12 protein-coding genes are annotated in these 14,401 nt (G+C 43.1%); 9 read left to right on the top strand and 3 right to left on the bottom strand.

Annotated elements, in window-relative coordinates:
• Positions 1 to 230 precede the first annotated feature (230 nt).
• On the top strand, positions 231 to 2,039 hold the full coding sequence (locus tag F9K23_04800) for an excinuclease ABC subunit C (protein ID KAB2917706.1): 1,809 nt from the start codon (positions 231 to 233) through the stop codon (positions 2,037 to 2,039).
• Positions 2,040 to 2,175: 136 nt separating this feature from the next.
• Here F9K23_04800 and menB read toward each other — a convergent pair whose 3' ends face one another.
• Complete coding sequence (menB, locus tag F9K23_04795) at positions 2,176 to 3,003, bottom strand: 1,4-dihydroxy-2-naphthoyl-CoA synthase (GenBank protein ID KAB2917705.1); 828 nt, start codon at positions 3,001 to 3,003, stop codon at positions 2,176 to 2,178.
• A complete protein-coding gene (gene menD / locus F9K23_04790; GenBank protein KAB2917704.1) occupies positions 2,990 to 4,705 on the bottom strand; it encodes a 2-succinyl-5-enolpyruvyl-6-hydroxy-3-cyclohexene-1-carboxylic-acid synthase in 1,716 nt (571 codons plus the stop codon). The genes menB and menD overlap by 14 nt, the downstream gene beginning before the upstream one ends.
• 427 nt (positions 4,706 to 5,132) lie before the next feature.
• Here menD and F9K23_04785 point away from each other — a divergent pair, with 427 nt between their 5' ends.
• The 7 genes from F9K23_04785 to F9K23_04755 all read left to right on the top strand — a co-directional run bounded on the left by F9K23_04785 (position 5,133) and on the right by F9K23_04755 (position 12,977).
• On the top strand, positions 5,133 to 5,972 hold the full coding sequence (locus tag F9K23_04785) for a hypothetical protein (GenBank protein KAB2917703.1): 840 nt from the start codon (positions 5,133 to 5,135) through the stop codon (positions 5,970 to 5,972).
• Positions 5,973 to 6,133: 161 nt separating this feature from the next.
• On the top strand, positions 6,134 to 7,204 hold the full coding sequence (locus tag F9K23_04780) for a hypothetical protein (protein ID KAB2917702.1): 1,071 nt from the start codon (positions 6,134 to 6,136) through the stop codon (positions 7,202 to 7,204).
• Positions 7,183 to 7,872: a T9SS type A sorting domain-containing protein gene (locus F9K23_04775; GenBank protein ID KAB2917701.1), complete on the top strand. Its 690-nt coding sequence runs from the start codon at positions 7,183 to 7,185 to the stop codon at positions 7,870 to 7,872. The genes F9K23_04780 and F9K23_04775 overlap by 22 nt, the downstream gene beginning before the upstream one ends.
• Positions 7,873 to 8,005: 133 nt before the next feature.
• Complete coding sequence (gene kdsB / locus F9K23_04770; protein KAB2917700.1) at positions 8,006 to 8,764, top strand: 3-deoxy-manno-octulosonate cytidylyltransferase; 759 nt, start codon at positions 8,006 to 8,008, stop codon at positions 8,762 to 8,764.
• A 97-nt stretch (positions 8,765 to 8,861) separates the two neighbouring features.
• The gene (locus F9K23_04765; GenBank protein KAB2917699.1) at positions 8,862 to 10,487 is read left to right on the top strand and encodes a CTP synthase; all 1,626 of its coding nucleotides are present in this window, start codon (positions 8,862 to 8,864) and stop codon (positions 10,485 to 10,487) included.
• Between the two features lie 230 nt (positions 10,488 to 10,717).
• Positions 10,718 to 12,241, top strand: coding sequence for a T9SS type A sorting domain-containing protein (locus F9K23_04760; protein KAB2917698.1), 1,524 nt, complete (start codon positions 10,718 to 10,720; stop codon positions 12,239 to 12,241).
• A gap of 232 nt (positions 12,242 to 12,473) precedes the next feature.
• The gene (locus tag F9K23_04755) at positions 12,474 to 12,977 is read left to right on the top strand and encodes a hypothetical protein (protein KAB2917697.1); all 504 of its coding nucleotides are present in this window, start codon (positions 12,474 to 12,476) and stop codon (positions 12,975 to 12,977) included.
• Here the strand turns inward: F9K23_04755 and F9K23_04750 are convergent, their stop codons facing one another.
• Complete coding sequence (locus tag F9K23_04750) at positions 12,978 to 13,373, bottom strand: cupin domain-containing protein (protein KAB2917696.1); 396 nt, start codon at positions 13,371 to 13,373, stop codon at positions 12,978 to 12,980.
• A 16-nt stretch (positions 13,374 to 13,389) separates the two neighbouring features.
• On the opposite strand from F9K23_04750, the gene F9K23_04745 reads away from it, so the two are divergent.
• Positions 13,390 to 14,394 (top strand): GSCFA domain-containing protein, encoded by a 1,005-nt coding sequence (locus F9K23_04745; GenBank protein KAB2917695.1) that lies wholly within the window; start codon positions 13,390 to 13,392, stop codon positions 14,392 to 14,394.
• Positions 14,395 to 14,401 lie beyond the last annotated feature (7 nt).

Below are 14,401 nucleotides of genomic sequence, written 5' to 3'. Positions count from 1 at the left end.
TGAATTTTGTTTAATAATTACCTACTCTGTTTCCCGCTTTTCGGTATACGCGCTTGATTAATATCAAATTTACCACGTTTAATAATCGCCGTAAAGCACCAATGATTGAGCGCAAGGAATGACAGAGTAAGTGCCGTAAAAACAGTGAAATTGATTTTCAGCGTTGGTTTAATAACGCACACAGGTTTTATTTCAAATCAACTCAGCCCGCTATTTCCTAACTTTGCGCTATGCCTGCTGCCGAGGATAAACTCAAAAAGATTATTTCGATACTGCCCGATTCTCCCGGAGTGTATAAGTACTACAGTTCCGAAGGGGAGTTGATATACATTGGCAAGGCTAAAAGCCTCAAAAAGCGCGTATCCTCTTACTTTAATAAAAACCAGTACGAGAACAAGAAAACGGCCGTGCTGGTAAGTCGTATTGACGATATACAGTACACGGTGGTAGATACCGAGTTTGATGCGCTACTGCTGGAAAACAACCTGATTAAGGAGTTTAAGCCCCGCTTTAATATTGATTGGAAGGACGATAAAACCTATCCTTTCATACGGCTTACCAAAGAACGGTTCCCAAAAGTTTTCCCAACCCGAAACCCTGTTAAAGATGGCTCCGAGTATTTTGGTCCATACGGCTCAGTAAGGATGATGCACACCATATTGGAGTTGGTGCGCAATGTATATCCTTTGCGTAACTGTAATCTAAACCTTAGCGATGCCAATATTAAAGCAGGGAAGTTTAAAACCTGCCTTGAGTATCAGATAGGGAATTGTAAAGGCCCCTGTGAAGGATTACAAAGCGAGGCGGATTACATGAATAGCATTGAGCAGGTACGCAAGATATTGCGCGGTAATGTGGGTGAGGTAATTCAATACCTTAAAAAGGATATGCAGGAAGCTGCCTCGCAATTGAAGTTTGAGGTGGCGGCTGTGGCTAAAACCAAGCTGGATATTTTAGAGAATTATCAAGGCAAATCAACGGTGGTTACACAGGTACGCCACGATGTAGATGTGTTTAACTTAGCCGATGAAGGTAAGAGCACCTTTATTAACTACCTGAAAGTAAACCACGGGATTATCATCCAAACCCAGACATTAGAGTATAAAAAACGATTGGAGGAAACGCCGCAGGAAATGCTTGAAATGGCCATTGCCGAAATGCGTAACCGATACAACAGCAAAGCCGAAGAGATATTAGTCCCCTTTGAGTTGGATATCGACGACCCGAATATCAGGTTTACGGTGCCTAAAACGGGGGATAAAAAGAAACTGCTTGACCTTTCACTAAAGAATGCTATTTTCTATAAAAACGATAAGGTAACCCAAAGCGAAAAGCTAAATCCCGATTTACGTGTAGAAAGGGTGATGACGCAAATGAAAAACGATTTGCACCTTACCGAATTGCCTTATCATATTGAGTGTTTTGATAACTCAAACTTTCAGGGAAAATACCCCGTATCAGCAATGGTGTGCTTTAAAAACGGCAAGCCCAGCAAGAAAGATTACCGCCATTTTAACGTGCAAACGGTAGAAGGTCCGAACGATTTTGCCACGATGAAGGAGGTAATTACCCGCCGTTACAAACGCTTGCAGGAAGAAAACCAACCTTTGCCCCAACTGCTGATAGTTGATGGTGGTAAAGGCCAGTTGAGCAGTGCGGTAGAGGCGTTAAAAGAAATGGGTATTTATGGCAAACTCCCCGTGATTGGTATTGCGAAGCGGTTAGAAGAAATTTATTACCCCGAAGACCCGCTGCCCCTGCACATAGATAAAAAATCAGAAACGTTGCGGATTATACAGCAAATGCGCGATGAGGCGCATCGTTTTGGGATTACCCATCACCGCAAACGCCGTGATAAAGGCACTTTGGTAACAGAACTGACCGAGATTAAAGGCATTGGTGATGAAACGGCCAATCAATTGCTATCGCACTTTAAATCGGTAAAGAAACTAAAAGAGGCTTCCTTAGAAAGCATTGAAGCCATTATTGGCAAGGCCAAAGCCAAAGTAGTGGTAGAGTATTTCGGTATGGGGGAATAATTACCCGTCATGCTGAACTTGTTTCAGCATCACATTACCATTTCAGGATGAACACCAATGAGATTCCGAAACAAGTTCGGAATGACGGAGTGCTGAAAATCTCTAAATCAACAAGTTAACAAATCAAAAACTCTCCTTACGGAAATTTAGGGAATTTGCTAAAGTCGGGTTTACGTTTCTCAACAAAAGCGTTTTTACCTTCTTTGCCTTCCTCGCTCAGGTAATAAAGCAAGGTAGCGTTACCTGCCAACTCCTGTATACCGGCTTGTCCGTCCAATTCAGCGTTGAAAGAGCTTTTCAGCATACGCAACGCTATCGGCGATTTTTCAAGGATTTTATTGCACCACTCTACAGTGGTTTGCTCCAACATTTCCAAAGGCACCACCTTGTTCACCAATCCCATTTGCAGCGCGTCGTTGGCATCGTATTGGTCGCACAAATACCAAATTTCGCGGGCTTTTTTCTGGCCTACAATGCGGGCAAGGTACGAAGCACCAAAACCACCGTCAAAACTACCCACCTTAGGACCAGTTTGGCCAAAACGGGCGTTTTCTGCAGCAATACTAAGGTCGCAAATCACGTGCAACACGTGTCCGCCACCAATTGCCCAGCCGGCTACCGCAGCAATTACAGGCTTGGGTATGCGGCGTATTTGCATTTGCAAATCCAACACGTTTAGGCGGGGTACACCGTCATTACCTACATAGCCGCCATCACCGCGCACGGTTTGGTCGCCGCCGCTGCAAAAAGCCTTACCGCCTTCTCCTGTCAAAACAATCACGCCAATGTCTTCGCGTTCGCGGCAAATGTTCATTGCGTCAATCATTTCTTTTACCGTAAGCGGGGTAAAAGCATTGTGTACCTTCGGGCGGTTAATGCTTATACGGGCTATGCCGTTGTATTGATGAAAAAGAATCTCTTCGTATTCTTTTATCGGTTGCCAGTCATATCTATTCCAGTCCATGTATCAATTGTTTATACTCGTTAAAAAATTTAGTATTGGTTTCAGCATCGGTAAACACCTCCAGCACCTTCGGGCGGTCAGAAGCTTGGTATAAAAGCTCAAGTTCCCTTTCCAGTTCCTCAAAATTGCTTGCCTGCGCATAGCCCACCTTCATATCCTCGCACAAAAGCTTTGCGGTACGTTGGTGGCGGGTTTCTAAAAACTCCTCGCGTTCGGGCATTTGCCCCGGCCCGTCAATCAACCTGAAAATAGCCCCACCGCCATTGTTCAGTATAATAATGCGCAAGTTTGCGGGCGCAAATTTATTCCAAAGGGCGTTACTATCATAAAAAAATGCCACATCGCCTGTTAGCAGAGTTACAGTATTTGCACCTAACACCACACCCCAATGGTTCATTGCTTCATCATCCATGTAGGCCATACCTACTGCGGTTGATGTGCACCCATCAATGCCTGATACTCCACGATTGCCGCATATTGCTATGTTACTGTATTTATTTCCGCCTAATATATTTACCCACCGCACCGCCATACTGTTGGCTAATTGCAATTGGCTTTTATCAGGCAAGTGTTTTAATATTCTGTCTGCAACGGCCAGTTCATGAAATGTTGGCTGAGAGAGAAATTCTTCTGTGAAGGAGGCAATTTGGTCGTCGTGTTTTTGCCAAAGATTGTTATAATCAGTGGTTAAATGGCTAAAATCCAATTGTTCAAAAACATCTCTGTCACTTCCTATAATCTGTATGGGCGAGGTATCAAACGGGTCGGCAGTTTCTCCAAACCTTGAAATATGAAAATGCTTTTTGGGTTTGTATTGGCGTAAAAATTGTTTCAGGTTTTTTGATACTACGCTGGTGCCAAAAGTTAATAATACTTCGGGTTGTAGTTGTGCTTTCAGTTGCGGGTTGGGTATAGAGAGCAGCATATCACTGTGGTAAAGGGCTCGGCTCGAGTTAAGTTGGTTACTTAAAACATCGCAAACAAACGGTATTTTGTCTTTAACTTTTTGATAAGCAATCAAAAGCCCCATTTCAGTATGTTTTTGTGTTCCTATAACTACCAATATTTTTTGATATTGATTAATGGCATTTTTTAACTCAGAAATATCTGATGCCTCACCCTTATTACCAAAATAAAAATCACTAGTTAGCTGAGCCAGCTGAGGGTATTCAAACGTGTCGTTTATTGCAGTATATAATGGTTCGCGCAAAGGCACATTAATATGCACCGGACCTCTATTCCCCGTTAATGATAGCTTCACAGCCTCAAAAACTGTAGCACTAAATTCTTCAGGATTATCGTAACGGTCGGGTAGGGTATAACTTGCTTTTACGTGCTTACCAAACACCTCGTGTTGGTGCATGGTTTGGCCGTCCCATTGGTCTATCATCTCAGGAGGCCTGTCTGCCGTTATTACTATAAGCTGTAAGCGTTGGTAATATGCCTCAACAACGGCAGGATACAGATTTACCACAGCACTGCCCGATGTACAAATTACAACTATCGGAAGTGAGCACCGTTGTGCCATGCCCAATGCAATAAACCCCGCACTCCGCTCATCAATTACACTTTGGCATTTAATACCTGGGTGGCGGGCAAAAGCCATGGTAAGCGGTGCATTGCGGCTGCCGGGACAAATTATTGCATAACGTACATCGGCGGCTGCGCACGCGGCGGCTATGTGGTTAATGGCTTCCTGCATTACGGTGTATAAAACGGGCAAACCTAAAGTTTGTTTGCTGAATTATCAAACGAACCTCACCCGACTTCCCACAGAGCATTGATTATACCGCTCTTGCCCTTTCCTAAAGGCGGGGGAGTAACACAAAGTCATACCTTATAATCAAAATTAGTTAGTCGTTGGGTGAAAGTCCCCTTTAGGGGATTTAGGGGTCAACCTCACCCGACTTTTCACCGCTCATTGATTTTCCATACTTTGCCCTCTCCTAAAGGCGGGGGAGTAACACAAAGTCATACCTTAAATCAATATTAGTTTGTCGTTGGGTGAAAGTCCCCTTACAGGGGATTTAGGGGTAAAATTTTAAAATTACTTTGGGGGTAGGGGTAACTTTTATTGTATAGAGAATATTGGCATTAAGATTGAAACTATGAAAACAAAACAACACACTATGAAAAAATTATACATGCTTGCCTTTTTGATGTTGGGCATTGTATCCTTTGCAGGTGCCCAGCATCATATAGGTTTTTACCTGAACGGAGCTACACCGTTTAATCAATTAAACGATTCAGGATATCGCAACGGTATCGGCTTTTCGGCAGAGTACCTTAGCCCTTCATTATTTGCACCCAATACCCGCAGCCCGTTTGAAGTAAGGGTAGGAGCCGGCATCGAGTTTTTTCATCACGGCAGCAGCAAAAAAGTAGAAGATTTAGTGTTTAACACTCCCAACAACGATTTGGGCAGCAGCAAATTGCAAAACCAAATGTTCGGTTTTTTTGTAGCTCCTAAATTCATATTCAACGTAGGCCGTTTCAGTCCTTATGTTGATGTGTTTGCAAACGCCCGCATATTTAACAGTTATCAGGTAAACCGTTTTAATAAAGAAGTACAAGGGTATGAGCGTACCAGCAATAAGCCGGTGGTACAAAACGCTGCCGCCCATTACGGTGGTTCTGTAGGGCTTATTTATAACTTGGGCAGCCGAATAGCTTTTGATGCAAGGGTGAGTTACTCAACAGGCAGTGCTATAAACTTTGTTGATTTAAAATCACCGGCTAAAGATCCCGATCTTGCCAGCGGCATCACATACCGCACTGTGCGTACTCCCGTATCGGATATGCTTACGTACCGCATAGGTATATTAATAAAACTGGATAATGTGCAACGCAGCCAAAGCACACATTACACCCCAAACAATAACAGAATTAATTTAACTCCCAATACTCCCGCTCCCCGACCTGCTGAGGTGAAGCCTGTGCCAAAACCAACACCGCCGGTTAATCATTAATAATAAGGTATAGATAGGTTAGGTATAACAAGCCGTGCACTAGTGTACGGCTTTGTTTTTTTACGGTCACCCACTTGCTATAATATTTATGTGTAACTGGTTTTTTTTGATGAACTTGCTGATGCATTGTTTTCTATCAAACCAATAAAGGTCATTAACACATGAAAAAACTATTTATTATTGCCATTGCGCTATGTGGTTTCTCTTCTGTTCAGGCGCAGTATTTTGAACACCTTTACGGCCGTCAGTTTGATGACGCCCTTTCTGACGGTAAAAACACCGTTAACACTCCCGGCTTTGTAATAGCAGGCGAAGGAGGGGCAGTTGCCATGCCACTAAGTATTATCACGCTAACCCATACCGACATAACTGGAGTGCCGTATTTTAATCATGAGTATGAGCTATACAGCTCTACCGGTGTTACTGTTTCTCCGGGTGGAACAAAAGTGTTTGAGTATCCCAACAGCAGTGCAGCGTTTGGGGTGGTAGGCAGGTTTTACGACCCAAGTATGGGTGCACCTTACTCAGGTATTTATTATTTTACGGTTGATGCTGCCGGAAACCCCATTAATGCCTACGAATACAGGATACAACCTATTGGAGGGATGACTTGGGAAGTGTACACTGTTACATCAGTAGCATTGTCTGCCTCGGGTAATGAAGCGTATATTACAGGCAGTGCCCAAAATGCATGGACTGATGCTTATGTCTTTGTGCTGAAAATTGATATTGCTTCAGGTGGCATAATATGGGGCAATTTGTATGATTTTGTAACCCCATCAGCACCGGCGTTTGCGTTGGCTGAAGACATAATCGAAAGCCCGTTTTCTCCTGAAGTGATGGTAGTAGGTACGGTATATAGCCCCGGACTTACCCAAGATGCATTCTTCCTTCCCGTAGATGCTAATTCAGGAGCTGCGGGTACGGCGGTTACTTATGGCACATCAAGTACTTGGGACTATTTTTCTTCTATAAGTGTAGCAAACCAAGTAGGCGGCTTTGTGATAGGGGGGTATATTTCTTCTTCAGTATCGCCTCCGTTCGATTTTTGGTTGAATCTGGTTGATGCTGCCGGTAACAGTATTTGGGCAAACCAGTACGATTATAGTTTTAATCCCGGCGGTGATGAACGTTGTTACGATGTGATAGAAAGGTTCAATACATCGGGAAAATATGAATATTATATGGGGGCACTGCCTATAACGGGGTTATGGGTTCATCAGATGCATTGATTGTTAAAACGGATGACGCCGGTGCCTCTGTTGGGGAGTTTAGTTACGGTGATGCGAATTTTCAGCTATGTTTCAAAATAGACCAACTGGACGGTACGGGCAATGACGGGCTTAGTATTTTTGGTATGGGTGATTTTTCAGCAATGCCCGGCGTAGGCTCAGAAATGTACATCCGCAAAGTATATTTCAATGGAGAGTCGGCGTGTAATCAGGCACTTAGTGTCTCTCCAACCATGTCGGCTCCTGGACAAATGGGCAATGTTTCAGTAAATATGCCTTCGTGGTTTAATTTTAATACACTATGGGTTGCAAATGCTCCAATTAATGATAAAAATACCTGTTTTGCATGGTGGATACCCGGAGGCAGCAACGCTCGTATGCAGCCTGATGAACCTAAAGGCGATAAAGAGGCATTGGTTGTACCCAACCCAATGCAGCAAGGCACACAAGCAATTGCTGTAGAGGTTAAAACCGATGCACCGGTTACCGCACAAGTAGCCATATACGATATGCTGGGCCGCTGCTATTACAACAGCAGTTTTGAACTGGTAAAAGGCAGCAATAGCTTACCCTTGGATATCAGCGCCACAAACATGGCAGCAGGTATGTACACGGTAAAAGTTACAGGCACCAACCTGTCAAACAATATTTTATTATTAATTAAATAAGTAACAATAATTGAAACAATGCACCGGTAGCCGCAAAACGGCTACCTTTTTTGTTTATAGGCTGCATCTTTTACACAATAAAACCCGTTGGTACAATTGATAGTATATTTGCACACCCACAAACCAAAGAGTTATGAAAGTACTGGCAGTAATTCCCTCACGTTATGCATCAACCCGTTTTCCCGGCAAGCCGTTGGCACAAATTGGTGGTAAAAGCATGATACAGCGTGTTTACACTCAGGTAGAAAAAGCTACCCGCATTGATAAAGTGGTGGTGGCTACTGATGATGGCAGGATATACGACCACGTGCAGGATTTTGGCGGTAATGTGATGATGACTGCCGAGCAACACCAAAACGGTACTGAGCGCTGCGCCGAGGTGATTGAAAAACTGTACAACGAGTTTGATGTGGTATTGAACATACAAGGCGACGAGCCTTTTATATTGCCTGAACAGGTTGACTTATTGGCCAAATGCTTTGAAGATGAGGCCACCGATATAGCTACGCTGATAAAACAAACCGATAATACCGAAGCATTGTTTAGCCCTAACACTGCAAAGGTGGTTTATAACGAAGATTTTAAAGCCCTTTATTTTAGCCGTCAACCCATACCGCACTTGCGCGGAGTGCCCCACGATGAATGGGCTGCCCGCCGCATTCATTATTTGCACGTGGGTGTTTATGGTTACCGAAAAGAAGTGTTGGGTGAAATTGTAAAACTTCCGTTATCCACATTAGAAAGCCTTGAAATGCTAGAGCAACTTAGGTGGTTGGAGAACGGTTATACAATATCGGTAAGCCTTACAGACTTCCACAGTGTAGCGGTTGATGTACCCGAAGATTTGCACAGGGCTGAAAATTTTTTACAACAGTTTCCACAGTTTAGTTAACGTTCCGTTAAAATGTGATACCTTTGCATCCCGTTCAGGGAGATAGTTTTCGGGTTCGTTCGTAAAACTATAAGCAGCTTCCACACAGAGTTTTGTCATGAAAAAAGTTAAATACGTTTTTGTAACGGGCGGGGTAACTTCGTCCTTAGGAAAGGGCATTGTATCAGCATCACTTGCTAAATTATTGCAGGCCAGAGGCTATTCAGTAACCATCCAAAAATTTGATCCCTATATAAATGTGGATCCCGGAACCATGAACCCCTACGAGCATGGCGAATGCTATGTGACTGATGACGGTGCTGAAACCGATTTGGATTTGGGTCACTACGAGCGTTTTTTAAATATACCTACCTCGCAGGCCAACAACGTTACCACCGGAAAAATCTACCAAAACGTTATTCAAAAAGAGCGTAACGGCGATTATTTAGGCAAAACCGTGCAGGTAATCCCGCACATTACTGATGAAATAAAAAACCGTTTTAAATTACTAGGAGAAACGGGCGATTACGATATTATAATTACTGAAATAGGCGGTACTGTGGGCGATATTGAATCGTTGCCATACATTGAGGCAGTACGTCAAATGAATTGGGAACTGCCCGAAGACGATTGTGTGGTGATACACCTAACACTGGTTCCTTATCTTTCAGCTTCAAAAGAACTTAAAACAAAACCTACCCAACACAGCGTGAAAATGCTGCTTGAGTATGGTATACAGCCTGATATATTGGTGTGCCGCACCGAGCATCCGCTAAATGCTGAAATCAGGAAGAAAATGGCATTGTTTTGCAACGTAAAGGCCAACGCGGTGATAGAGTCAATAGATGTTGAAACTATTTACGAAGTGCCTTTGATGATGCAAAAAGAAAAGTTAGATAAGGTGACCCTTGCCAAACTGAAACTACCTGCTAAAAACGAGCCCGATTTAGAAAGCTGGAAAAACTTTTTGTTTAAGCTTAAACACCCTAAAACCGAAGTTAAAATCGGGTTGGTGGGTAAATACATCGAGTTGCCCGATGCATACAAATCAATAGCCGAAGCTTTTATTCACGCAGGTGCAGAAAAAGAGTGCAAAGTTCATTTGGAGTACATACACTCTGAAACCTTGCACGAAGAAACCATTAAACAAAAACTAGGACACTTAGACGGTGTTTTGGTAGCTCCCGGCTTTGGTGAGCGTGGTTTTGCAGGAAAGATTGAAGCCATTCGTTTTGCCCGCGAAAACAAAATACCATTCTTTGGTATATGCTTGGGTATGCAATGTGCAGTGGTTGAGTTTGCCCGCAACGTGCTTAACTGGAGCGGTGCCGACTCTACCGAGATGAATGCTAAAACAAAATATCCGGTTATCAGCTTAATGAATGAGCAGAAAAAAGTAACTCAAAAAGGAGGTACTATGCGTTTAGGCTCTTATAACTGTGAGTTACAAAAAGGTTCGCTGGCATCATTAGCATACGGAAAAACAAAAATTTCTGAACGCCACCGTCACCGCTACGAGTTTAATAACAAGTTTTTGACTGAGTATGAAGCGCACGGAATGATGGCAAGCGGCAGAAACCCTGATGGTGATTTGGTTGAAATTTTTGAATTGAAAGACCACCCGCACTTTATCGGAGTGCAGTTTCACCCTGAGTTAAAGAGTACGGTAGCCAACCCACACCCGCTTTTCATCCGCTTTGTTAAAGCAGCGAAAGAATACAGCATGAACCGCCTTACCTATTAATTCAGTAGAATTAATAACCATTAAGAGAACTGTTTTTAAGTTCTTTTGATTGATAGCAAAAGCACAAAAGCGCAACGAACAATTGCGCTTTTGTGCTTTTGTGTTTAAACGGAGTTGGGCAATACTATCAAGCGCGTTGATAATAAAACGGTAATGTAAAAAAATAGCTTTTTTTACAGATACCTTTTTGTATTTTGCAGATACATTATACTGTAAACATTTAGCTTGCTATGAAGAAAATTTTACTCCCTGTTCTCACACTTTGTATTTGCCTTTGCAGCGCCATTTCGGCCAATGCACAGCGCTACCTTTCAGAAGTGTATGCCAACGTAACCGTAACCAAAAATGTGGTGTACGATTCAAACATGTCTTGGCCTTCACTTCCTGCAGTTCCTCCACCGTTGGTGAAAATCGGGTTGCAATGTGATATTTATGAACCCACAGGCGATACCGCTACTGCACGTCCTTTGGTTATATTGTTGCACACAGGTAGTTTTTTACCTGCACTAATCAACCAGCAAACCACAGGCGGACGCTCTGATAGCGCTATAGTACATTATTGTACCCGTCTTGCACAACGTGGTTATGTAGCAGTGGCTGTTAGCTACCGCTTAGGTTGGAACCCAACCACCACAAACAGCGATACTGCTACATCGTTATTGTTGCAAGCTACTTACCGTGCCATACAAGATACCCGTAATGCAGTACGTTTCTTCCGCTCAAACGCGTCTACTTATAAAATTGATACTGACCGTATAGCAATTGGCGGACAAGGAACAGGCGGATATGTATCTCTTGCATACGCAGCACTTACTAAACAAAGCGAAGTTGAATTAGAAAAATTCAGCTGGCCTAACACTTCTCCAATGGTTAATACAGCCATGATGGGCGATTGGTTAGGTTTGGGCGGTATTCCGCAGCTAAACATCCCCGGCGATGCAAACGTATCAACCGATGTTGACTTTGTATTTAACTACGGTGGTGCAATGGGCGATTCATCTTGGATTGAAGCAGGTGAAGTACCCATCGCTTCAGTACACTGTAAGTTAGATCCTTATGCTCCTTACGGATTTAGCAACGTAATTGTACCTACAACCGGTGCAACTGTTATAAACAATGCTTGCGGTAGCCGCGAAACAATTCGTATCAGCCAAAAATTGGGCAATAACGATATCATCAACGACCGTCAATACAACGACGTATTTACCACCCGTGCAGAATCAATGAACGAAGGCTTCCAAGCTTTGTATCCTTTGGTTTTGCCTCAAGCATCACAACAATTCTTGAACCAAGGTTCACCTTGGGAATGGTGGGATAGCACAACCATTAAGATGTTCGGTCCTATGGGTGTTAATGCTCACAAAAACTCAATGCTTACCAACCCTGATATGAGCTATGCCAAAGGCAAAGCTTATATGGATACCGTAATAGGATTTATCAACCCACGTATGGTGTGTGCTTTGGGTTTACCGGGCTGCCCTGCTAAAAAAACCAACAGCGTAAAAGGTGTTGATGTTAGCAAAAAAGTTGAGGTATATCCTAACCCTGCTTCATCATCAGTTACATTATTCTTTGGTGCTGGTACTATTAAAACTGTTGAGGTGTATAACCTAAGCGGACAATTGGTAGCCACCGAAACCAACTTTAACGATAGCCGCGTAACTATTGGTCGCAATGATTTGCCTGCCGGTGTTTACATGGTACGTGCCGTGCTTGAAAACGGTACTGCCTACGGTAAAGTAGTATTTGAATAAACCTAACCTACCTATAAACCAATGAACCCCGGTGGCGATTGCTATCGGGGTTTTTTATTTACCTGAACGTATAAAATTTAAACTCAGGGGTGTATTTTTATCGGGTGAGATATTTAGTTGTAATATTAATAGCAATGGCAGCATCGGTTATGTGCAAAAGCCAATCGGTGGATAATGTTGCAGGGGTTAAGTTGGCCTATATTTTACCCGTTACCAGTAAGCCTGCAAGGTAATGGATAATAGAGGCCCAATGACGGGTGTTTTTTTTGAGCGGAATTTTGCAAACGGTGTCCGGTTGGGAGTAGAGATGAACTATTGCTACAGTACCTTTAGTCATACCTATACAAATCTTCCTGATACGCAGGGCTTCATTACCTATAGCGGAAACTCAAAGTATTTTGCAATGCCCGTTCACTTTGCTTTCAATGCCCTGCACGAGCATAAAAACCAACCGTTTGGCTTGTATGGCAAACTTGGATATATGCCATATCTACACCTGAGTAGTGAAGTAAAATATGAGTATCAAATCAATCAGGCGTTCAATAGAAAATTAACATCAACCCAAAGTCACACCGAACATTATGTGTTGCTTGGCGTAGAATTTACGTATACAAAAAGAGGTGCGGTACTTAGCATGGGTTTAACCAATTATAACAATATCAAAGTATCACAAAAGCGTCCTTACACGGGGTTCCCGTCCTTGTCGGTAGATGCCAAAATAGGGATGCGTTTGTAGCTACTCCAGCAAAACACGGTCAGTGCCATCAAAATAAGGTGCTTGCAGCGATACCACCTTCAACGGTGTTTTTGAGGTAGTAACCACCCTGTGCGGCGTATTTTTCGGGATAAAAATAAAATCACCCTTTTTTACTGTAAAAACTTTGTCGCCCAGCGTCATAATTGCTTCACCATCAAGCACCGTAACGTGTTCAGTATGGTGCAGGTGCTTGTGTAGTTTCACTTCCTTTTTAATAAAAATTACAAAGCTGCTGCACAAACTGTCACTGTACAACGGACGGCTATATACATTTTCAACTCCCGCAGGACATTGTATCGTATCCGTATTTTGAGTGTTTTGGGCAAATAGGGGCGAGGTAAAAACAACAAGCAATAAGGCGTAAAAAAGTTTCATACTACTAAGATAATGCTTGGCGGCCTGTAAAAAATTAAAAGTACACTACCTTTGCCGCGTGGATTTCAGGCTTGCATTTCAGCCCGAAGGGCTGCCCCAAAAAATAAACTACCGGCAACAAGTGTTGCTGGCGGGCAGTTGCTTTGCTGAGAACATAGGCAACCTGCTGCACCACTATCGCCTCAATGTGTTGCAAAACCCCAACGGCATTTTATACAATCCCGTAAGTATTGCCCAAACCTTGCAAAGAGCGTTAGAAGGCAAGATGTATGAGCCCGAAGAGCTTTTTTATCACAACGATTTATGGGCAAGCTGGCAACACCACGGACGGTTTTCACATCCCGATAAAGACACTTGTATTAAAGGGATAAATGAGCAACAGCAAGCCGCTAAGGGATTTTTACAAAGCGGACACTGGTTGGTAGTAACCTTTGGTTCAGCGTTTGCCTACCGCCTAAAAAGCAGCGGCCAATTAGTAGCCAACTGCCACAAATACCCCAACAAAGAGTTTGACAAGGAACTGCTAAGCACCGCTGAAATTATTACCGAATGGAGGAAGTTTATTGAATTATTGCAAACAGTTAATCCCCGGTTAAACATTCTGCTTACCGTTAGCCCCGTGCGTTATGTGCGTGATGGTTTGGTAGAGAACAACCGCAGTAAGGCCCGCCTGATTGAGGCCGTTCATACACTTTGTGAAAACTATGGGAACGTTCATTATTTCCCTGCTTATGAATTGGTAATGGACGATTTGCGCGATTACCGTTTTTTTGAGGCTGACATGGTGCATCCCAATGCCCAAGCTATTGAATACGTATGGGATGCTTTTGTAAAAGCTGCTTTTGATAGTGAGGCGCAGTTGATTTACCCGCAGGTGAAACAATTATTGGCCGATGCCTCCCATCGCCCGTTTCATACAGATACTACGCAGTATCAAAAATTTGTGGCCGCCCGTCAATCAAAAATACAAGCATTTAAACAGCAATATCCGTTTGTAAACTTAGGGATGGATGGGCTGTAAGCTCCGT

It is taken from the genome of Bacteroidota bacterium, from assembly GCA_008933805.1.
In the GTDB taxonomy this organism is placed as follows: Bacteria; Bacteroidota; Bacteroidia; order UBA8524; family UBA8524; genus SB11.
The sequence above is the reverse complement of the archived record's forward strand: the minus strand, read 5'-3'. Positions and strand labels throughout refer to the sequence as shown.